The organism is Streptomyces sp. NBC_00193 (assembly GCF_026342735.1).
GTDB lineage: Bacteria > Actinomycetota > Actinomycetes > Streptomycetales > Streptomycetaceae > Streptomyces > Streptomyces stoeckheimensis.
In genome coordinates this window covers 3,594,847-3,614,092 of the sequence record NZ_JAPEMM010000001.1, presented here as the reverse complement: position 1 = coordinate 3,614,092, position 19,246 = coordinate 3,594,847, and the positions used below count along the sequence as shown (strand labels likewise).

At 72.9% G+C, this 19,246-nt stretch carries 17 protein-coding genes; 1 reads left to right on the top strand and 16 read right to left on the bottom strand.

Features of this window, described 5'->3' with window-relative positions; genetic code table 11:
• Positions 1–114 precede the first annotated feature (114 nt).
• The gene (locus tag OG898_RS16080; protein WP_250737449.1) at positions 115–477 is read right to left on the bottom strand and encodes a VOC family protein; all 363 of its coding nucleotides are present in this window, start codon (positions 475–477) and stop codon (positions 115–117) included.
• 2 nt (positions 478–479) lie between these two features.
• A complete protein-coding gene (locus tag OG898_RS16075; protein WP_250737451.1) occupies positions 480–1,397 on the bottom strand; it encodes a trans-aconitate 2-methyltransferase in 918 nt (305 codons plus the stop codon).
• 161 nt (positions 1,398–1,558) lie between these two features.
• Here OG898_RS16075 and OG898_RS16070 point away from each other — a divergent pair, with 161 nt between their 5' ends.
• Positions 1,559–2,056, top strand: a complete 498-nt coding sequence (locus OG898_RS16070; RefSeq protein WP_250737464.1) for a MarR family winged helix-turn-helix transcriptional regulator — start codon at positions 1,559–1,561, stop codon at positions 2,054–2,056.
• Here OG898_RS16070 and OG898_RS16065 read toward each other — a convergent pair.
• The 14 genes from OG898_RS16065 to rsmI form a co-directional block, all read right to left on the bottom strand.
• Positions 2,015–2,800, bottom strand: coding sequence for a response regulator transcription factor (locus OG898_RS16065; RefSeq protein ID WP_250737466.1), 786 nt, complete (start codon positions 2,798–2,800; stop codon positions 2,015–2,017). The genes OG898_RS16070 and OG898_RS16065 overlap by 42 nt on opposite strands.
• Before the next feature lie 477 nt (positions 2,801–3,277).
• The gene (galE, locus tag OG898_RS16060; protein ID WP_266957581.1) at positions 3,278–4,279 is read right to left on the bottom strand and encodes a UDP-glucose 4-epimerase GalE; all 1,002 of its coding nucleotides are present in this window, start codon (positions 4,277–4,279) and stop codon (positions 3,278–3,280) included.
• A 96-nt stretch (positions 4,280–4,375) separates the two neighbouring features.
• Positions 4,376–5,065, bottom strand: a complete 690-nt coding sequence (locus OG898_RS16055; protein WP_250737782.1) for a response regulator transcription factor — start codon at positions 5,063–5,065, stop codon at positions 4,376–4,378.
• A gap of 152 nt (positions 5,066–5,217) precedes the next feature.
• Entirely contained in the window at positions 5,218–5,358 is a 141-nt protein-coding gene (locus tag OG898_RS16050) for a hypothetical protein (RefSeq protein ID WP_266957579.1), read from the bottom strand.
• A 239-nt stretch (positions 5,359–5,597) separates the two neighbouring features.
• Positions 5,598–7,373, bottom strand: coding sequence for a hypothetical protein (locus OG898_RS16045; protein ID WP_266957577.1), 1,776 nt, complete (start codon positions 7,371–7,373; stop codon positions 5,598–5,600).
• Positions 7,374–7,455: 82 nt separating this feature from the next.
• On the bottom strand, positions 7,456–9,132 hold the full coding sequence (locus OG898_RS16040) for a PQQ-binding-like beta-propeller repeat protein (RefSeq protein WP_266957575.1): 1,677 nt from the start codon (positions 9,130–9,132) through the stop codon (positions 7,456–7,458).
• Positions 9,133–9,294: 162 nt separating this feature from the next.
• Positions 9,295–11,094, bottom strand: coding sequence for an ABC-F family ATP-binding cassette domain-containing protein (locus OG898_RS16035; protein WP_266957573.1), 1,800 nt, complete (start codon positions 11,092–11,094; stop codon positions 9,295–9,297).
• Between the two features lie 28 nt (positions 11,095–11,122).
• A complete protein-coding gene (locus tag OG898_RS16030) occupies positions 11,123–12,454 on the bottom strand; it encodes an acyltransferase family protein (RefSeq protein WP_250737482.1) in 1,332 nt (443 codons plus the stop codon).
• A 509-nt stretch (positions 12,455–12,963) separates the two neighbouring features.
• On the bottom strand, positions 12,964–13,860 hold the full coding sequence (locus OG898_RS16025) for a 4-(cytidine 5'-diphospho)-2-C-methyl-D-erythritol kinase (protein ID WP_250737485.1): 897 nt from the start codon (positions 13,858–13,860) through the stop codon (positions 12,964–12,966).
• Positions 13,857–14,777 carry a 16S rRNA (adenine(1518)-N(6)/adenine(1519)-N(6))-dimethyltransferase RsmA gene (rsmA, locus tag OG898_RS16020; protein WP_266960273.1) on the bottom strand — a complete coding sequence of 307 codons (921 nt, stop codon included), beginning with the start codon at positions 14,775–14,777 and terminating at the stop codon, positions 13,857–13,859. The genes OG898_RS16025 and rsmA overlap by 4 nt, the downstream gene beginning before the upstream one ends.
• A gap of 29 nt (positions 14,778–14,806) precedes the next feature.
• Positions 14,807–15,979: a ubiquitin-like domain-containing protein gene (locus OG898_RS16015; protein ID WP_323184903.1), complete on the bottom strand. Its 1,173-nt coding sequence runs from the start codon at positions 15,977–15,979 to the stop codon at positions 14,807–14,809.
• A 714-nt stretch (positions 15,980–16,693) separates the two neighbouring features.
• Positions 16,694–17,572, bottom strand: a complete 879-nt coding sequence (locus OG898_RS16010; protein WP_250737488.1) for a TatD family hydrolase — start codon at positions 17,570–17,572, stop codon at positions 16,694–16,696.
• A gap of 10 nt (positions 17,573–17,582) precedes the next feature.
• Positions 17,583–17,954 carry a hypothetical protein gene (locus tag OG898_RS16005; RefSeq protein WP_250737789.1) on the bottom strand — a complete coding sequence of 124 codons (372 nt, stop codon included), beginning with the start codon at positions 17,952–17,954 and terminating at the stop codon, positions 17,583–17,585.
• Between the two features lie 232 nt (positions 17,955–18,186).
• Complete coding sequence (gene rsmI, locus OG898_RS16000) at positions 18,187–19,125, bottom strand: 16S rRNA (cytidine(1402)-2'-O)-methyltransferase (protein WP_266957569.1); 939 nt, start codon at positions 19,123–19,125, stop codon at positions 18,187–18,189.
• Positions 19,126–19,246: the final 121 nt, after the last annotated feature.

The following is a 19,246-nucleotide window of genomic DNA, read 5'->3' as shown; positions in this document are numbered from 1 at the left end:
CGCGCACCGCGCGCACCTACGACGGCGCCCCGTCACCGGAGATCCGGTGGCGGGGCGCCGTCGTAGGGGGCGTCGGGCCCTTCCCGGGCCGCGCCTCTCCTAGCCGCGCCTCTCCTAGCCGCGCTTCTCCAAGAACTCGATCCGGTTCCCGACCGGGTCCTCCGAGTAGAACCGGCGGTGTCCCGGCAGGTTGTCGTCCCAGACGACCGTGGCGCCGCGCGCCTCCAGTCTGTCCGCGTAGCCCTCGATCCCCTCGACCCTGAGTCCCGGATGCGCCTTGCGGGCGGGGCGGAAGTCCTCCTCGATGCCCAGGTGGAGCTGGACGGGCCCGGCGGCGAACCAGCAGCCCCCGCGCGCCGCGAGCACCGGCGGCTTGGGGATCTCGGTCATGCCGAGCACCTCGGTGTAATAGGCGCGGAGCCGCTCCTCCGATCCGGGAGGTGCGGCGAGCTGGACGTGGTCGACTCCGGCGAGCATGTTCAGGCCTCCTTGCGGGCGACGGCGAAGATCCGTCGGAACGGGAAGACGGTACCGCGGGGGCCCGTGGGATAGGCGGTGCGGAGCAGGGTCCGGTACTCGGCGAGGAAGGCCTCGGCGGCCTCCTCGTCGTCGGCCAGCGCGGTGAGCACGGGCCGCAGTGCGGTGCCCTTGACCCAGTCCAGTACCGGGTCGGGGCCCTGGAGCAGCTGGTGGTAGGTGGTCTCCCACACGTCGGCGGCGCAGCCGAGCTCGGTGAACCGCTCCAGGTATCCGGAGGGTTCGAGGATGTGGATGTAGCGGGCTCCGTGTCCGGCGAGCCGGGCCCGCCAGCGCGGGGTGTCGCACAGGTCGGCGAGGATCCGGTGGCTGGGGGCGGTGAAGTTGCCGGGGATCTGGAAGGCGAAGGTGCCGCCGGGGCGCAGTCCGTTGATCCAGGGGGCGAAGGATCCGGCGTGGCCGGGGACCCACTGGAAGGCGGCGTTGGAGACGATCAGGTCGTAGGGCTCCTCCGGGAGCCAGTCGGCGAGGTCTCCGTGGCGGAATTCGAGCGTGCCGCCGCCGCCGGTGGGACCGGCGTATTCGGCGGTGGCGCGGTGGAGCATCTCCGGGGAGAGGTCGTAGCCGGTGATGTGCGCTTCGGGCCAGCGGTCCGTGAGGAGCGCGGTGACGTTGCCCGGGCCGCAGCCGAGGTCGGCGATGCGGGCGGCCCGGGTGGGGAGCTCGGGTATGCGGGCCAGGAGATCGAGGAAGGGCCGGGCCCGGTGACCTGCGTGCCGGAGGTACTGCTGGGGGTCCCAGGTGGGGGCGGTCGGGGCGATGGGCGCGTCCGTGGGGGATGCGGATGCCGGGGGCGCCGTCGTGGTGGCGGTGCCGGCGGTCGACGCCGGAATCCTGGCCGGCGCGGTATCGGAATGCATGTTCGAGCCTCCCTGCTGGCGGTGCGGTCGGAAGCGGAAGCTGCTCCGGCCCCCTCCATGCCCCATGGTGGCGGAAAATATATCTCGACGTCAAGATACTTGAGATCGAGATGCTCGATTTAAAGAGACTTCACGTCGACAGACCCTTTACACTGATCCGCATGGAGGACGAGGTCGACCGACTGGTCGCGGCATGGCGGCGGGAACGCCCTGACCTCGACGTGGAACCGCTCGAGGTGCTCAGCCGCGTCAGCAGGCTCGCGCGGCACCTCGACCGTGCCCGCCGGCTGGCCTTTTCCGAGCACGGCCTGGAGCCCTGGGAGTTCGACGTCCTGACCTCGCTGCGGCGAGCAGGCGCGCCGTATCAGCTCTCCCCCGGCCAATTGCTGACGCAGACCCTGGTGACCTCCGGGACCATGACCAACCGCATCGACCGGCTCGCCAAGAAGGGCCTCGTCGAACGGCTGCCGGACCCCAACGACCGCCGCGGGGTCCTCGTGCGCCTCAGCCCCGAGGGCCGCGACCGCGCCGACCAGGCGCTCGCCGGCCTGCTGGCCCAGGAACGGGCGATCCTGGGCCAGCTCTCACGGACGCAGCGCGGCGATCTCGCCGGCCTGCTACGCCAGTTGACCGCTCCGTTCGACAACATCCCCGGCTAGTCCCTGCCCCGGCAGTCCCGGCAGGTCCGCGGGCCGTACCCCGGCCCGCCGGGCCAGGGCCACCGCCGCGAGCGTGGAGTGCACGCCCAGCTTGCCCAGCACGTTCTGCATGTGGGTGCGGACGGTGTGCGGGGAGAGGAACAGCCGTGCGGCCACGTCCTTGCGGCCCAGCCCCGCCACCATGCAGCGCAGCACCTCGTGCTCCCTGGGCGTGAGGGACTCCACCAGCCGTTCGCTGTCGGTACGGTGCTTGCGCGCCGCGGTCAGCTCGCGGAGCACTCCGGTCAGCAGCGCCGGCGGAAGGTGCGTCTCCTCGCGCAGGACTCCGCGGATGACGGCCAGGAGCCGCGAGAGCGAGCAGTCCTTGGCCACCCAGCCCGAGGCGCCCGCCTGGAGCGCCAGGGCGGCCCGGCGCGCGTCGTCGCGCTCGGCGAGCACGACCGTACGGACCTCGGGATGGGACACGCGTACGCCTGCCACCAGCGCGATCCCGTCGGCGGCGGGCGGGGCGGAGCCGGACTCCCGCTGGGCGGGGACGCCCGCGGGGACGGCGGCCAGGTCGGAATCGACCAGCAGGACGTCGAAGCGGCGGCCCTCGGCCGCCGCCCGTTCGAGGCAGCGGAGCGCGGCGGGGCCGCTGCCGGCCGCGGAGACGTCCACGTCCGGTTCGGCCGCGAGCGCGGCGGCGAGAGATTCGGCGAAGATGCGGTGATCGTCGACCACGAGTACCCGGATACGGACCACAAAACCCCCAAGGGTCGGGGAACGGACGACTGCGGGTACGACGCCCGGACCGGGTGATCCGCAGGCGCCGCGGCCGCCGCCGTGACATCTCTGCACTACCCCGGACCGGACGTCGTACCCGACTTGTCTCGACCCCTGAATCAACACCGGCCCCCACCGGTGTCACGCATCAGCGTAGGGCCGGGGTCGGCTCGTGGTTGGCCGAATTGCAGAAGTTTTCCGAGCGATTTTCCGGCGAGGCGCTTCCGGAAGGGCTCCGGGATGGCTTGAAATCGACGCCTTCCTTCCAGCGGAAGTGCCGTTCCGCCCTGTGGTGTGCCGCAGGCAGTTGCACGGGGGGTATTTCACTCGGCGTGCGCACGCCGGGCGCCCGCGCGCAGCGCCCGGCACGGGCGCGCCCGAAATGTACGCACGCCCCCGCCCTGAAGGGGCGGGGGCGCGGGCGTGACAGGGGTGGGGCGGGTGGTGCCGGTGGGCTCAGCCGCGCCGGGCGCGGGTGAAGTTCCAGGCGTCCGTCACGATGCCCGTGAGGTCCGAGCGGGTCGGGGTCCAGCCGAGGCGCTCGTGCGCCGTGCGGGCGGAGGCGACGAGGAAGGCCGGGTCGCCGGCCCGGCGGGGGGCCACCAGCTCGGGAATCTCCTTGCCGGTGACCTTGCGGACCGTCTCGATGACCTCGCGGACCGAAAACCCGCTGCCGTTGCCGAGGTTGCACACCAGGTGCTCCCCCTCGGCGGCGACCCGCAGCGCGGCCAGGTGGGCCTCGGCCAGGTCGGCGACGTGGATGTAGTCCCGTACGCAGGTGCCGTCCGGGGTCGGGTAGTCCTCGCCGAACACCGAGATCGACTCCCGCTCGCCGAGGGCCACTTGCAGCACCAGCGGGATCAGGTGGGTCTCGGGGTCGTGCAGCTCGCCGAACTGCCCGTAGGCACCGGCCACGTTGAAGTAGCGCAGCGAGACCGCCGCGAGGCCGTGCGCCGCGCACTCCCCCGCGATCATGTGGTCGACGGCCAGCTTCGAGGCCCCGTACGGGTTGGTGGGTGCGGTCACCGAGGACTCCGTCAGCGGCCCGTCGCCCGGCTCCCCGTAGGTCGCCGCGGTGGAGGAGAACACCAGCCTGCGCACGCCCGCGCCGCGCATCGCGGCCAGCAGGGCCAGGGTGCCGCCGACGTTGTTCTCCCAGTACTTGCCGGGGTTCACCACGGACTCGCCGACCTGCGAGGAGGCCGCGAAGTGCAGGACCCCGTCGTAGGAGGCGTCCAGGTGCTCGGCGGCGTCCTGGATGCGGCCCTCGACGAAGGCGGCGCCGGCCGGCACCCCGGAACGGAAGCCGGTGGAGAGGTCGTCGAGGACGGTGACCTCGTGGCCCGCCTCCAGGAGGTGCGCCGCGACCACCCCGCCCACGTATCCGGCTCCGCCGGTGACCAGATACTTGGACGACTCGGAAGCCTTGGAAGCCTTGGAAGACGCCGTCTCGCTCACGTGACTACTGCCTCTCGCCGGGGAAAGCACGCACCGTGCGCGTGCTGGTCACCGGCATACCCGAATCCGCGCCGCCGGGGAAATCCCCGGCCCCGATCAGAGCCGGCCGCCCCCGGACGGCGGCAGTCCGGCCCGGTCGAGCAGACCGGTACGGGCGGCCAGCGCGGCCGCCTCCAGCCGGGAGCCCACGCCCAGCTTCATCAGCACCCGCTGGACGTGCGTGCGCGCGGTGCTCGGCGCGATGGCCATGCCCGCGGCGATGAGCCGGGTGTCCTCGCCCTCGGCGACCCGGACCAGCACCTCCACCTCGCGCGGGGTGAGCAGCCGCAGCAGCCGGCTGCCCTCGTCGTCGGGCTGGACGGCGGGGTTGAGCAGCTCCGCGAAGGCTCCCTGCAGCAGCTGCGGCGCGATGGCCACTTCCCCCGCCCGGGCCTTGGCCAGGGCCCGCTCCACGCCCTCGATGCGCTCGTCGTGGCGTACGTACCCCGAGGCGCCGGCCGCGAAGGCGGCCGCGATCCCGCGCGGACTGGGCACCGGGCCCAGCACGACCACGGCGATCTGCGGGCGCTCGCGCTTGATCCGGACGATCGGCTCGAAGACCCCGGGCTCGGCGGGCGTGGCGGTGCCCAGCAGGCAGACCTCCGGGGAGCGGCTGATGACCAGTTCGGCGGCGCCCGCAGCCGGAGCGGCGGCCGCCAGCACCCGGTGGCCGCGCAGCTTCAGGGCCGAGGCGAGCGCCTCGGCCAGCAGCCGGTGCTCGTCGACCACCATGACCCGTACGCCCATTGAGGTACCCACCCCCGCCCTTCTGACCCGGCAAGCTACACGCTTGTTCGACGACATGGTGGGGATACCGCGCAGAAGCCCCCGGAAGGACGGACCTTCCGGGGGCTCCGGGTGCAGTCGTGCGCGCTCAGATCACCCTGGCGCGGCAGCGCCTAGACGTAGTTGTTCCAGATCCTGGTGGAGTACGCGCACACCTCGTTGCCGGCATTGCTCGCACGGCACACCTCGATGCTGATCCACACGATTCCCGTACTGTCGTACAGGTACGTGGTGGCCTCCGTGGTGTTGTACATGCCCGACGCGGTTCGCCACGAGTAGTACTTCGTGCCTCCCCCCGTCCCCGCAACGACTCGCATCCTCGCGACTCGTCCGTCTTCCCGCGTGTCCTTCACCCACAGGTAGATGGGGTCCGCACGGGTGGAACTCCGGTAGTCGAAGTCGATCGTTCCCTCGAACGGGCAATCGACGCTGCTCCTCGTCCATCACCCTGTGAAGGAAGGGCACTTGTGGTGCGCCCACCCCGCAAGGCAGCTCAGCCGGTGGTGAAGGAGACGAAGGAGTAGTACGGATCCGTTGCCACCGTGGACTTGCTCATGACCGCGTTGCGCGCGATGAAGAGCCTCCCGTTGCCGTAGCGGAACTCGCCGGATTCCGGCAGGAACTGGCTCTCGGCGCGCTGCGACTCCTTGTTCGCCGGGTTCTGCATGAGCACGGTCTCCTTCATCGACTTGCCGTCGATGGAGACGACCTGGCCGCCGCCGTCGTAGGGCGGGACCTTGTAGGCGATGAGGTTGGAGCCGTCCATGCGCATCGGGTAGATCGTGTAGCGCTCGCCGGCGTCGGCGCGGTCGGTGGTCAGCTTGCCGGTCTCCAGGTCGAAGGAGACGATCTCGTTGGTGCGGCCGTAGTCGGTCGTCGTGCCCTTGTGCTCGTCGCTCGGCAGGTAGAGCTTGCCGTTGCCGACGACCATGTTGGTGCAGTCCTCGACCTCGGTGCCGCACTCGGGCTTGTAGTTGCCCGAGGTGAGCGGGATGCGCGTCTTGAGCTGCCCCGCGTCGTCGAGGACGAAGAGGTCGCTGACGCCGATGGCGTTCTTGGAGGTGTGGTTGATGTCCGCCGCGACGATCAGCGGCTTGGTGGACACGATCCCGGCGTCCTCCAGACCCGCGGGGAGCTTGTACGAGGACTTCGGTGCGCCGGTGACCGGGTCGAGCGACTGGGCGGACATCGCGTAGCTTCCGTACCGGCCGCAGCGGCGGATCACGGCGAGGGCCGGGCCGCCGCCGTAGCCGAGGTCCTGGCAGTCGTCCGCGTCGACCTTGGGCTTCCACAGGGACGTGCCGTCGGCCAGGTTCCAGGCGGCGCCGCCGTACAGTCCGCCCGCGGCCACGGTCTGGCCGCTGACGGTCACCTCCATGAACTGGATGGGCTTGTCGCCGCCGCCCTGGGTCTTGAGGGAGGTCTTCCACAGGAGCTTGCCGGCGTTCAGGTCGATGACGCCGACCTGGTTGCACGGCTGGAACTTCTTCTCGGCCGTCGGCAGGGCCTCGTCGAAGAGGATCGCCGTCTTGTTGTCCGAGACCCAGCGGCTCGCGGCGCAGACGTTGGCCTCGAGCGGGATCTCCCACTTCTTGGCGCCGTCGGCCACGTTGTAGCCGACGACCTTGCCCATGTCGGACTTGGCGTAGGTGGTGTCGGTGAGCCAGGAGCCGGGGATCTGGACGATCTCGGCCGACTCCGGCATCGGGACGTTGACCAGCGTCTTCGACTTGGTCTTGGCGGGCGCCTTCTCGGTGCCGCCGCCGCCCGGGGCCTTGTCGCCGCCGGGGCTCGCGCTGCCGTCGGCCACGGGCTGCTTGCCGGAGCCCTTGTCGTCGCCGGAGACGTACCAGAAGCCGCTGCCGACGATGAGGACGATGGCCAGGAGGGCCGCGCCGACGATCAGCAGCTGCGTGCGGACCTCGTTGCCGCCACCGCCTCCGGCGGGCACCGCCGGGCTCTGGGCCGCGTACATCGGCGCGGTGACGGGCTGCGGCTGCTGCTGCGGGTAGCCGTAGGACTCCTGCGGATAGCCGTACGAGGGCTGCCCGGCGGGCTGCCCGGCCGGGACCGTCGGCGGCTGAGCCGCCGGAGGCTGGGCCGGGGGCGGCGGCGGGGGGCCGGCCGGCATGGCCGGGGGCACCGGCGGGGGCCCGCCGAAACCGCCCGGCGGCTGGTCCTCGGGCTTGCCGAAACCGCCCGGCGGCGGGTCCTGCGGCGCGCCGAAGCCGCCGGACGGCGGCTGGCTGGGGGGCGGCGGGGTACTCATCGGTGCTACTGCCTCTCGGTGGGCGGCTCGGCGGACTGCGCGGCGGACTGCGCTGTGGACTGCTCGTTCTCGGGGCGGTCGCTCACTTGCCGAAGACCATCAGGAACTTCTCGCTCTTGTTCTGGGCCTGCAGATGGGACGCGGAGACGAACAGCCGGCCGTCCACGTAGTCCACCTTCGGGGAGAGGAAGGAGCTCTCCACCGGGGCCGCGGAGCCGGACGGGTTGCGCAGCACCGCGGTGGGCGTGCCCCCGGCGGCCGGGATCGTGAGGACCTCGCCGCCCTTGTCGCGCTCCGCCTCGCGGTAGACGACGACCTGGCCGCCCGCCGCCTTCAGCGGGGTGAGCGTGCGCCCCTCGCCGGCCGGGGTGCGCCACTTCACCTTGCCGGTGCCGAGGTCGAAGGCGACGATCTCGTTCGGCTTGCCGACGTCGGCCTTGGTGGGCAGGTAGAGGGTGTTCGCGTCCACGTAGGAGGAACCGCAGCTCTGGAGCGAGCGGTTGAAGAGGCCGCCGCAGCCGACCGGGAAGCTGCCCTCACCGGAGACGGTGGCGCGCTGCTTGCCGTCGGGTCCGAGGACCACGATCGAGCGCTCCTTGGCCTCGTTGCCGAGGTCGAGGACGATCGGGTCCAGCGAGTAGACGTTCTTGACCTGGAAGCCCTTGGGGAGCTTGTGGATCCAGGTGTTCTTGCCGGTGGCCGGGTCGGCGTCCATGACCTGGACGGTCTTGTCGGGATCCTGGCAGGTCGCGACGGAGATCATCTTGCCGTTCATGGCGACGAAGTCGGTGGGCGTGCAGCCCTCTTCGCGCTTGTTGTTGAAGAGCTTGTCCCCGGTGCTGACCTTGAAGGCGCTGCTCGTTCCCATCCGGTTGACGACGAGGGCGTCACCGGTGAGGGCGAGGTCGGGGGAGGTCATGATGTCGAAGAGGCCTTCCTTCGGTACCTCCTTCGTCCATCCCTCCTTGCCCGTCTTGAGGTCGATCAGCCGCATCTGGTTGCAGTCGGCGCTGCTGGACTCGCCGTTCTCGTACATGACCACGGTCTTGCCGTCCGCTGTCATGTCGGTGACCCCGCAGATCACGGCGGGGAGGGTGAGGGTCCACTTCTCCTTGCCGTCCTTGACCCCGTAGGCGGTGACCGACTTCCAGAGGGACTTGACGACGGTGTCGCCGACGATCCACTGCCCCTTGGAGTCGACGCCGGAGCCGGGGCCGTCGATCTTGCTGCTCTTGAACCAGAGGACCTTGTCCTCGCCCTGCTTGCGGCCGTCGTTGAGGTCTTCGTTCTCGTCGCCGCCGTTGCCGCTGCCGTCGCCCTTGTCCACGGAGGCGGAGGGCGAGGCCTTGTCGTCGACGGGCGGCGGCGTGGTGTCCTGGCCGATGACCTTGTCGGAGCCCTTGTCCTTGCCGGCGAAGAACACGAAGTAGCCGCCGGTGCCCAGGACGAGCACGCCGGCGACGGCGGCCGCGATCAGCACGGTGAGCTTCTTCTTCGGCCCGCCGGGCGGCACCGGCGGCATGCCGGGGGCGCCGGGGGGCATGTGCGGGGGCTGGGGCGGGAAGCCGTAGCCCCCGGGCGGCTGCTGACCGTACGGGCCCTGCGGCTGCCCGCCGTACGGACCCTGCGGCTGGGGCTGCTGCGCGTACGGGTTCTCGCCCGGCGGCGGGAACCCGTAACCGGGCTGCGGGGGCCCCGGCAGGTGCCCGTAACCGGAGGGGTTCGGCGGCTGGTTCGGAGGCTGGGGCGGCTCGGTCATCAGCGCATACCTTCGGCTTCGGGTGTGGGAGGAAGCCCTTTCTATCACTGACGGCGCGAATGGGCCGGGCCGGTCCGACCCCTGTTCCCAAGGGAGGACCGGCCCGTGATGCCGCCGTTATCGGCCGGTTGGGGGCGGCGGGCCCCGAAGGCCCGGCGCGCCTTACGCCTCCTCGGCGAGCTCCAGCCAGCGCATCTCCAACTCGTCCCGGTCCGAGATGAGTTCCCGCAGTTCGGCGTCGAGCTTGGCGACCTTGTCGAAGTCGGTGGAGTTCTCGGCGATCTGGGCGTGCAGGCTGCTCTCGCGGTCCGTCATCTTGTTGAGCTGCCGCTCGATCTTCTGCAGCTCCTTCTTCGCGGCGCGCGCGTCCCCGGAGGCGGAGGACTTGCCGGCGGCGGCCGGGGCGGGCGCCGGAGCAGCCGCTTCGATCATCTTCTGACGGCGCTCCAGGTACTCGTCGAGGCCGCGCGGCAGCATCCGCAGGCTCGCGTCGCCCAGCAGGGCCATGACCGTGTCGGTGGTGCGCTCGATGAAGAACCGGTCGTGCGAGATCACGATCATCGACCCGGGCCAGCCGTCGAGGAGGTCCTCCAGCTGGGTCAGGGTCTCGATGTCGAGGTCGTTGGTGGGCTCGTCGAGGAAGAGGACGTTGGGCTCGTCCATCAGCAGGCGCAGGATCTGCAGCCGGCGCCGCTCACCACCGGAGAGGTCGCCGACGGGCGTCCACTGCTTCTCCTTGGTGAAGCCGAACTGCTCGCACAGCTGCCCGGCCGTCATCTCGCGGCCCTGACCGAGGTCGACCCGGTCGCGCACGCGCTGGACGGCCTCCAGGACCCGCAGCGACGGGTCGAGTTCGCCGACCTCCTGCGAGAGGTAGGCCAGCTTGACGGTCTTTCCGACGGTCACCGTGCCGGCGGCCGGCTGGACCTCGCCCTGGGTGCGGGCGGCCTCGCCGAGGGCGCGCAGCAAGGAGGTCTTGCCGGCTCCGTTGACGCCGACGAGACCGACGCGGTCGCCGGGGCCCAGGTGCCAGGTGAGGTGCTTGAGGAGGGTCTTGGGGCCGGCCTGGACGGTCACGTCCTCCAGGTCGAACACCGTCTTGCCGAGGCGGGCGTTGGCGAACTTCATCAGCGCGGACTTGTCGCGCGGCGGCGGCACGTCGGCGATCAGCTCGTTGGCGGCCTCGATGCGGTAGCGCGGCTTGGAGGTACGGGCCGGGGCACCGCGGCGCAGCCAGGCCAGCTCCTTGCGCATCAGGTTCTGCCGCTTGGACTCCTCCGTGGCGGCGATGCGGTCGCGCTCGGCGCGGGCGAAGACGTAGTCGCTGTAGCCGCCCTCGTACTCGTGGACGTCACCGCGCTGCACGTCCCACATGCGGGTGCAGACCTGGTCGAGGAACCACCGGTCGTGGGTGACGCAGACGAGCGCGGAGCGGCGTGCCTGGAGGTGCTTGGCCAGCCAGGAGATGCCCTCGACGTCGAGGTGGTTGGTGGGCTCGTCGAGTACGAGGAGGTCCTGGTCGGCGATGAGGAGCTTGGCCAGCGCGATGCGGCGGCGCTCGCCACCGGACAGCGGGCCGATGACCGTGTCCAGGCCCTGCCCGAAGCCGGGCAGGTCCAGCCCGCCGAAGAGGCCGGTCAGGACGTCGCGGATCTTCGCGTTGCCGGCCCACTCGTGGTCGGCCATGTCCCCGATGATCTCGTGGCGGACGGTGGCCTTCGGGTCGAGGGAGTCGTGCTGGGTGAGCACGCCCATCTGCAGGCCGCTGTTCTGGGTGACCCGGCCGGTGTCGGGTTCCTCCAGCTTGGCGAGCATGCGGATGAGGGTGGTCTTGCCGTCGCCGTTGCGGCCTACGACACCGATCCGGTCCCCCTCGGATACGCCGAGGGAGATGCCGTCGAGCAGGGTACGGGTTCCGTACACCTTGCTGACTGCCTCGACATTGACCAGGTTGACGGCCATCAGGAGCGCTCCAGGGAAGGGGTGTGGATCAGCCCCTCAGCCTAACCCTCCGCGAAGTGCCGGACCGTTCCACCAGCAGCCACCCGCCCAGCGCCATGCCGATCGCGGCGGGCGCGGTGACCGGGAGCGCGATCAGGGTGGCGCTGTGGCCTTCCAGGAGTCCGCCGAGGCCGGTCGTGGAGAGCCCGAGGACGCCGAGGAGGCAGAGCGCGGTGCCGAGGGCGGCGCGGGGGCCGGAGCCCGGACCGGAGCCGGGGCGCGCGCTGCTCCCTACGGGCGACTCGAAGCGCCGGAAGAGCGCGACGAGTACGCCGGTCAGCGCGGCGGCGGCGAGGAACCGGACCGGGACCTGGGCCCACCAGGCCGCCCCGGCGGGCTCGGGCAGGGCGATGCCGAGGCCGAGCTGGGCGGCGTACACGGCGAGCATCGCGGTGAGGTGCCAGAGGAAGGCCGTCATGGCGACCCCGTTGGCGGCGACCACGCCGCGCCAGACCCGGGGCCGGGCCAGCCACGCGCCGGCCGGGGTCCTGAGCAGCTCCACGGCGCCCACGAGCCAGATCCCGTGCGCGAGCAGGGCGAGGGTGGGCGGGGCCATGTTGGAGACCTTCTCCCCGGGCATCCCGACCATGGACAGCGGGTACGGACCGTACGCCACCAGCGCCACGGCCCCGGCGAGCCCGGCGGCGGCGAGGATGCCGGGGCGGCGGAGCCGCCCGTCGGCGCGCAGGAAGCCGAGCTGGTGGACGGCGAGCCAGACGAAGGCGAAGTTCAGGAACTCGGCGTACGGGACACCGCCCGCGAAGCGCAGCAGGTCGACGGCGGCCGCGGCCCCGGCCAGGGCCCCGAAGGCGGCCCAGCCGTGGCGCTCGTGCAGGGTCAGCAGGGGCGGGGTGAGGGCGACCATCGCGAGGTAGATCCCGATGAACCACAGCGGCTGCGTGACCAGCCGGAACGCCGCCCCGGACAGGCGCCCGCCGCCCCCGCCGAGGAGCTGCGCGGTGAGGGCCACGGCTGTCCAGACGGCGACGAACACGAGGGTGGGCCGCAGCAGCCGGCGGAGCCGGGCCCGCAGGAAGGCGGCGTAGACGGGGCCGTCGGTGCGGCGGGCGAGGGACCGGTAGGACAGGGCGTGCGAGAACCCTCCGACGAAGAAGAACACCGGCATCACCTGCAGGGCCCAGGTGAGCACCTGCAGCGGCGGCACGACGGCGAGCAGGTTCCCTATGCCGTCGGCGCTGACGGCGGCCATCAGCCAGTGCCCGGCGATGACGGTGCCGAGCGAGGCGACCCGGAGCAGGTCGACGTAGCGGTCCCGCGAGGCGGGGGTGACGGCGGCGATGTCGCTTGCGCTGGCTCCCATGGGCCCTACGCTCCCGCGCGGGCCCGCTGGGCAACAGGGCGCGGATACTCATCCCCCACCTAGGTACCCCGGCCCCCCTCCCGCTGCGCGGGGCTGGCGTGCCGGATGCCGGGTGCCGGGTGCCGCTACGCGGGGCGGAGTTCCCCTACCCGCCCTTCGCCCGTTCCCCGGGCTGCGCCCAGACCCCCTGGGGCTCCGCCCCAGACCCCGCGCCTCAAACGCCGGCGGGGCTGGAATTGCCCTGCGGGCAATCCAGCCCCGGCCAGCGCGCACTGTGTGCACGTACAGGCTGACGCCAGGCCAAAACCAGCCCCTCCGGCGTTTGAGGAGCGGGGGTCCGGGGGCCGGCCCCCGGGAACGGCGCCGCACGCGGCACGGGTCCGGGCGGAGCCCGGGGAACGGGGGAAGGGCGGGTAGGGGACTCCGCCCCGCGCAGCGGCCCGACGCAGCTCGCCCGCCGGGCGGACCGGGCCCGTCAGCACCCCGGGAGCCGGGCCGCAAGCCTCCGGTCAGAGGAGGGTCGCGCCCGGGGCCGGGCTGGTGGCCACGTGGGTGCTGCGGCAGGTGCCGGAGGCGGCCAGGGCGGCTGCGACCTTCGTCGCAGACTCCGCGTCGCGGACCAGGAAGGCCGTCGTGGGGCCGGAGCCGGACACCAGCGCCGCCAGGGCCCCGGCCTCGGTACCCGCCGCGAGGGTGTCCGCGAGCGACGGCCGCAGCGAGAGGGCCGCGGGCTGGAGCCCGTTCGCCAGGGTGGCGGCCAGCGCGTCCGGGTCACCGGAGGCCAGGGCCGCGAGGAGGGCCGGGGAGGCCTGCGGGACGGGGACCTCCGTACCGGCGGTGAGCCGGTCGAACTCGCGGAACACCGCCGGGGTGGAGAGGCCGCCGTCGGCCACCGCGAACACCCAGTGGAAGGTGCCGGCCGGGACCGGGGTCAGGATCTCCCCGCGCCCGGTGCCCAGCGCCGCCCCGCCGACCAGGCTGAACGGCACGTCGCTGCCCAGCTCCGCGCAGATGGCCAGGAGTTCCTCGGCCGGGGTCTTCAGACCCCAGAGGGCGTCGCAGGCCAGCAGCGCGGCGGCCCCGTCGGCGCTGCCGCCGGCCATGCCGCCCGCCACCGGGATCCGCTTCTCGATGTGGAGGTGGACGTCCGGGCTCAGACCGGCCCGCTCCGCCAGGATCTCCGCCGCCCGGGCCGCGAGGTTGGTGCGGTCCAGCGGGACCTTGTCCGCGTCCGGCCCCGCGCACGTCACGGTCAGCTCGTCGGCCGGGGTCGCGGTGACCTCGTCGTAGAGGGAGACCGCGAGGAAGACGTTGGCCAGGTCGTGGAAGCCGTCCGGCCGGGCAGCGCCCACCGCCAGCTGGACGTTGACCTTGGCGGGGACCCGTACGGTGACCGCGTCGCTCACAGCGCGGGCCTCTCCGCGGCGGGCTTGTGCTCGGCGATCGCCGCGAACTCCTCGACGGTGAGGGACTCGCCGCGGGCCTGCGGGGAGACACCCGCGGCGACGAGCGCCGCTTCGGCACCGGCCGCGGACCCGGCCCAGCCGGACAGCGCCGCGCGCAGCGTCTTGCGGCGCTGCGCGAAGGCCGCGTCGACGACCGCGAAGACCTCGGCCTTGGTCGCGGTGGTCTTGACCGGCTCCGCCCGGCGGACCAGGGAGACGAGTCCGGAGTCGACGTTCGGGGCGGGCCAGAAGACCTTGCGGCCGATGGCGCCGGCCCGCTTGACGTCCGCGTACCAGTTGGCCTTGACCGAGGGGACCCCGTACACCTTGTTGCCGGGCTCGGCGGCCAGCCGGTCGGCGACCTCGGCCTGCACCATGACCAGGGTCCGCTCGATGCTCGGGAAGCGGTCGAGCATGGTGAGCAGGACCGGCACGGCGACGTTGTAGGGCAGGTTCGCGACGAGCGCGGTCGGCGGCGGGCCGGGCAGCTCCTTGACCAGCATCGCGTCGGAGTGGACCAGCGCGAAGCGGTCCTTGCGCTGCGGCATCCGCGCCTCGATGGTGGCGGGCAGCGCGGCGGCCAGGATGTCGTCGATCTCGACGGCGACGACCCGGTCGGCGGCCTCCAGCAGCGCGAGCGTCAGCGAGCCCAGCCCGGGCCCGACCTCGACGACCACGTCGTCCGGCCGGACCTCGGCCGTGCGCACGATGCGGCGCACGGTGTTGGCGTCGATGACGAAGTTCTGGCCCTTCTGCTTCGTCGGCCGTACGCCGAGTACGGCGGCCAGCTCCCGGATGTCGGCCGCGCCGAGGAGGGCGGAGGTCTCGGGCGCGGACGTCTCGGGCGCGGAGGTCTCGGGCGCGGAGGTCTCCGGCACGGTGCTTTCGGGCTGCTGCTCTGCGGTGCTCACCGATAAAGGGTACGGCCGCAGTGTGGCCAGGGACTCGCCCCCCGCTGGACGTACAGCTTCTTCGCCCGGTACGTCTGTTCCGGGCCCGGAGCGTCCTGCGGGCGGCCGCTGCCGCCGAGGGCCTGCCAGGTCTGTACGTCGAACTGGTAGAGCCCCCCGTACGTTCCCGAGGGGTCCGTGGCGCCGGGCCGGCCGCCCGACTCGCAGCGGGCCAGCGCGCCCCAGTCGAGGCCGTCCGCGCCCTGCACGGAGGTCGGCAGCGGCTTGGTGCCGACCTTGACGAGCTGGCTGACGGGCTCGCGGACGGTCTCCTCGGCGACCCGGCGGGGCTTTTGCCGGACCCCGTTGACGGTACGCAGGCTGTACGTGACCCTGCGCGCCCCGGGCCGGCCCGAGCGCTCGACGACTTCGGTTCCGGCGAAGAGGGCGGGGTCCTTGACCCGCTCGGTCGCGTACGGGATGCGTTCCTCGCGGATCTCGCGGGTGCCGGTGATGCGGAGCACGGTGACGGTCTGGCCGTCGCGCGGGAAGGAGTCGGCGGGCACGGAGGTGGCGTCCTGGCCGTGGAGGGTGATCCCGGCTTCGTCGAGGGCCTCCTGGACGGTGGCGGCGTTGGTGCGGATGGTCCGCTCGCGGCCGTCGGCCATGAAGGTGATGCTGCGTTCGGTGCGGACGGCGAGGCTCAGGCCGGTCCGGGGGACGGGGGCGGTGCGGGGTGCGGAGAGGTGGGCGCCCTCGGCGCGGATGCCGAACTGGCGCAGTGCGCCGTCCACCGTGCGGGCCGTGGTCCACACCTCGCGCCGCTGCCCGTCGAGGGTCAGGCTCAGCGGGCGGCCGTAGCGCAGGACGATCTCGTCCCCGTCGTCGAGGACCTCCGCCCCGGCCGGGGCGACGAGGTCGTGGGGGCCGACGCCGAGTCCTTCGGCGGCGAGCAGCTCGTCGACGTCGTCGGCGAAGGTGTGCAGGGTCCGCGGGACTCCGTCGACGGTGAGGCGTACCGCCTTGTCGGCGGCCACGAAGGCGGTGGTGCCGCCCGCCAGGAACGCGACGACCAGGGCCTGCGGCACGATGCGCCGCCAGGTGTCGCGGGGCGCGGGGGCGGCGCTCCTGCGCCGCCTCGGACCGGGGGCGGGGCCGGTGCCGGGGCCGGGGCCGGCCGGCGCGGGCACCGTGCCGAGTCCGCCGCTCCGGCGCCGTCCGGTCCCCGCGGGGACCGGTCCGGCCGGGGCGGTGTCCGGGGGCGCCGCCGGCGCGGTGCGGCGCCGGCGGCCGGTGGCGGGTGGCTCCGGCTCGGGAGCGGGTCCCGGAGCGGGACCGGCCGGGGCGGGGGCCCTGCCGCGGGCCCGGCGGCCCGCCCCGGGCTCGGCGGCCGTCCGCCGCCGCCCACCGCCCCGGGGCGCCGGCACCGCGGGCTCCGGGTCCCGGTAGGGGCCGGGTCCGGCGTCCGGGTCCGGCGCTCCGGGGTCCCGGTACTGGTCCACGTCCCCGTAGGGCCCCGCTGCGGCGGCCGGGCCCGGGGCCGTCGCCACCAGGTCCCGGTAGCGGGCCCCGTCCTCGTAGGACCCCGCCGCGGCCGGGCCGGGGGGCGGCGTGCCCGGGTCCGGGTACGGGTCCGCGTACGGATCCATCAGGTCCTGGTCCGCGCCCGGGGCGAGGAACGGGTCCGGGCGGGTGTCCGCCTCCGCGGTCGGGTCCGGGGCCACGGCCCAGGGGTCGCGTCCACCGGCCGGCCAGGCCACATCGCTCATCGCGCTCGCTCCACTGGTCCGTCCGGCTGCTTCGGGCACGGCACCCTAGCGGAGCGGTCGTCACGCTACAAAGCGGGACGGCTACGGAACGTGGCGAACGGGTGAGGTCGTCCTCACCGCGTCCTCATCGGGCGATCAGTAGGCGAAGGCGCGGGCCGTGTTGGCCGCCAGTGCCGTCGCCATGGCGTCCTCGTCGATGCCGCGGACCGCGGCCATGGCCCGTACGGTCAGCGGAATGAGGTACGGCGCGTTGGGCCGGCCGCGGTACGGGGCCGGGGTGAGGTACGGGGCGTCCGTCTCCACGAGCACCAGTTCCAGCGGGGCCACCGCCAGGGCTTCGCGCAGCGGCGCCGCGTTCTTGAAGGTGACGGTCCCGGCGAAGGACATGTAGTAGCCGGCGGCCGCGCACTCCCGGGCCATCTCCGCGTCTCCGGAGTAGCAGTGGAAGACGGTCCGCTCGGGGGCGCCCTCCTCGCGCAGGACGCGCAGCACGTCCGCGTGCGCCTCGCGGTCGTGGATGACCAGGGCCTTGCCCTGCCGTTTGGCGATCTCGATGTGCGCGCGGAAGGAACGCTCCTGCGCGGCCATGCCCTCCGGGCCGGTCCGGAAGTAGTCGAGTCCGGTCTCGCCGACCGCCTTCACGTGTGCGAGGGCCGCCAGGGCCTCGATCTCGGCGAGCGCGTCGTCGAGCGCGGCCTCGCCGCCGCCCGTCCGGGCGCCCTGCCGCGACCAGCCGTCGGGGTCCCCGTGGACGATCCGGGGGGCTTCGTTGGGGTGCAGGGCCACGGCCGCGTGGACGTTCTCGTACGCGGCGGCCGTCTCGGCGGCCCAGCGGGAGCCCTTCACGTCGCAGCCCACCTGGACGACGGTGGTCACCCCGACGGAGGCGGCCTTGGCGAGGCCCTCCTCGACGGTGCCGGACTGCATGTCCAGGTGGGTGTGGGAGTCGGCGACCGCCACCCGGAGCGGTTCGGGCAGCGGGGGCGGTGCGTCGTTCGACGTACTACGGCTCATACGGCCGATCTTATGACCGGCGGAAGAACCCCAGCAGCCGGGCCATCAGGCCGGGCCGTTCCACGGGGACCGGTCCGGGGCCTTCGTGCAGGGCGGCCTTGCGGGGCTTCGGGGGCTTCGCGGTGTACCCGGCGGGCACCGGTCCGGCGATCCCGGGGGCCGCGTGGTGGTGGTAGAGCTGGTCGAGCATGCCGATGACCGACTTGACCTGGCCCTCCCGCATGATCCGCACCACGTGACCGCCGCAGTTCATGCAGGTCGGGTTGGACAGGGGGGAGGGGACCCGCTCGCCGTCGGCCGTGTAGACGATGAACGGCAGGCCCCTGCCGTCGGTGTGGTGCTCTATCTCGTACCCCTGCTCCCAGCCGTAGCCGCACTTCATGCAGGCGAAGGAGTACGCCTCGTGCACCGTCGGTACGGCGGCGGGAGCGGGCTCCGTCACGGGGAGGGGTCGGGGTTCGGCGATCTCACTCATGCCAGCTCCTCTTGTTCCACTGCTGCCATTGCCAGTGGACGCCTCTTCGGGCGGGAGCGCATCAGGCCCTGTCTAGTGTTGGACGGTCCTTGGGCGAGTCATGCCCAAAGCGCCCGGTGCGCGGTCTGAGCTTTGCTTTTCAGGTTAGCTCTTTACCGACCGACGGCGACTTTTGTGCCGCGTTCTTTGCCGCCACCACCGCGTCGAACACCTCGCGCTTGGGTACCCCGGCCTCGGCGGCGACCGCCGCGATGGCCTCCTTGCGCCGCTCCCCCGCCTCCTCGCGCACCCGTACCCGGTTCACCAGCTCCTCGGCGTCCACATCGCCGGGGGCCGCGGCGGGGGCGCCCTCGACGACCACGGTGATCTCCCCGCGCACGCCTTCGGCGGCCCAGGCGGCCAGCTCGCCGAGCCCGCCGCGCTTGACCTCCTCGTAGGTCTTGGTCAGCTCGCGGCAGACGGCGGCGCGCCGGTCGGCGCCGAAGACCTCGGCCATGGCGGCCAGGGTGTCGTCGAGCCGGTGCGGGGCCTCGAAGTAGACGAGGGTGCGGCGTTCGGCGGCGACCTCGCGGAGCTTGCCGAGGCGCTCGCCGGCCTTGCGCGGCAGGAAGCCCTCGAAGCAGAAGCGGTCGACCGGCAGGCCGGAGAGGGCGAGCGCGGTGAGCACGGCGGAGGGCCCGGGTACGGCCGTGACCTTGATGTCCTTCTCCACGGCGGCGGCGACGAGCCGGTAGCCGGGGTCGGAGACCGAGGGCATGCCGGCGTCCGTGACCAGCAGGACGCGCTTGCCGGCCTCCAGGGCCTCGACCAGTTCGGGGGTGCGCGCGGACTCGTTGCCCTCGAAGTACGACAGGACGCGCCCGGTCGTGTACACGCCTAGGCCCTGCGTCAGCCTGCGCAGCCGCCGGGTGTCCTCGGCGGCGATCACGTCGGCCCGCTCCAGCTCGGTGGCGAGCCGCGGCGGGGCGTCGGCGAGGTCGCCGATGGGCGTCCCGGCGAGGACGAGAACGCCTCCCGCGAGTGCGTCGGAGGGGGCCGGGGAGGGGGCTTCGGCGGAGCCGGGCTGGTCAGTGGTCACCGCCCCATCCTCTCAGCCGCCCCCACCGGTACACCCCGACGCTCCCGTCCCCCTGGGTTTGGCACAGGCTCGTTCCCTACGATGTGCCGGTGACCAGTACCGCGACGCCGCCGCCCAGCCC

What these genes read in the sequence shown, in the direction of transcription:
- OG898_RS16045 (WP_266957577.1), bottom strand. Translation starts at nt 7,373, where the DNA reads ATGAGTACCCCGCCGCCCCCCAGCCAGCCGCCGTCCGGCGGCTTCGGC.
- OG898_RS16070 (WP_250737464.1), top strand. Translation starts at nt 1,559, where the DNA reads ATGGAGGACGAGGTCGACCGACTGGTCGCGGCATGGCGGCGGGAACGC.
- OG898_RS16030 (WP_250737482.1), bottom strand. Translation starts at nt 12,454, where the DNA reads ATGGGAGCCAGCGCAAGCGACATCGCCGCCGTCACCCCCGCCTCGCGG.
- OG898_RS16035 (WP_266957573.1), bottom strand. Translation starts at nt 11,094, where the DNA reads ATGGCCGTCAACCTGGTCAATGTCGAGGCAGTCAGCAAGGTGTACGGA.
- OG898_RS16050 (WP_266957579.1), bottom strand. Translation starts at nt 5,358, where the DNA reads ATGTACAACACCACGGAGGCCACCACGTACCTGTACGACAGTACGGGA.
- OG898_RS16005 (WP_250737789.1), bottom strand. Translation starts at nt 17,954, where the DNA reads ATGAAGTGCGGCTACGGCTGGGAGCAGGGGTACGAGATAGAGCACCAC.
- OG898_RS16055 (WP_250737782.1), bottom strand. Translation starts at nt 5,065, where the DNA reads ATGGGCGTACGGGTCATGGTGGTCGACGAGCACCGGCTGCTGGCCGAG.
- OG898_RS16075 (WP_250737451.1), bottom strand. Translation starts at nt 1,397, where the DNA reads ATGCATTCCGATACCGCGCCGGCCAGGATTCCGGCGTCGACCGCCGGC.
- OG898_RS16080 (WP_250737449.1), bottom strand. Translation starts at nt 477, where the DNA reads ATGCTCGCCGGAGTCGACCACGTCCAGCTCGCCGCACCTCCCGGATCG.
- OG898_RS16010 (WP_250737488.1), bottom strand. Translation starts at nt 17,572, where the DNA reads ATGAGCCGTAGTACGTCGAACGACGCACCGCCCCCGCTGCCCGAACCG.
- OG898_RS16040 (WP_266957575.1), bottom strand. Translation starts at nt 9,132, where the DNA reads ATGACCGAGCCGCCCCAGCCTCCGAACCAGCCGCCGAACCCCTCCGGT.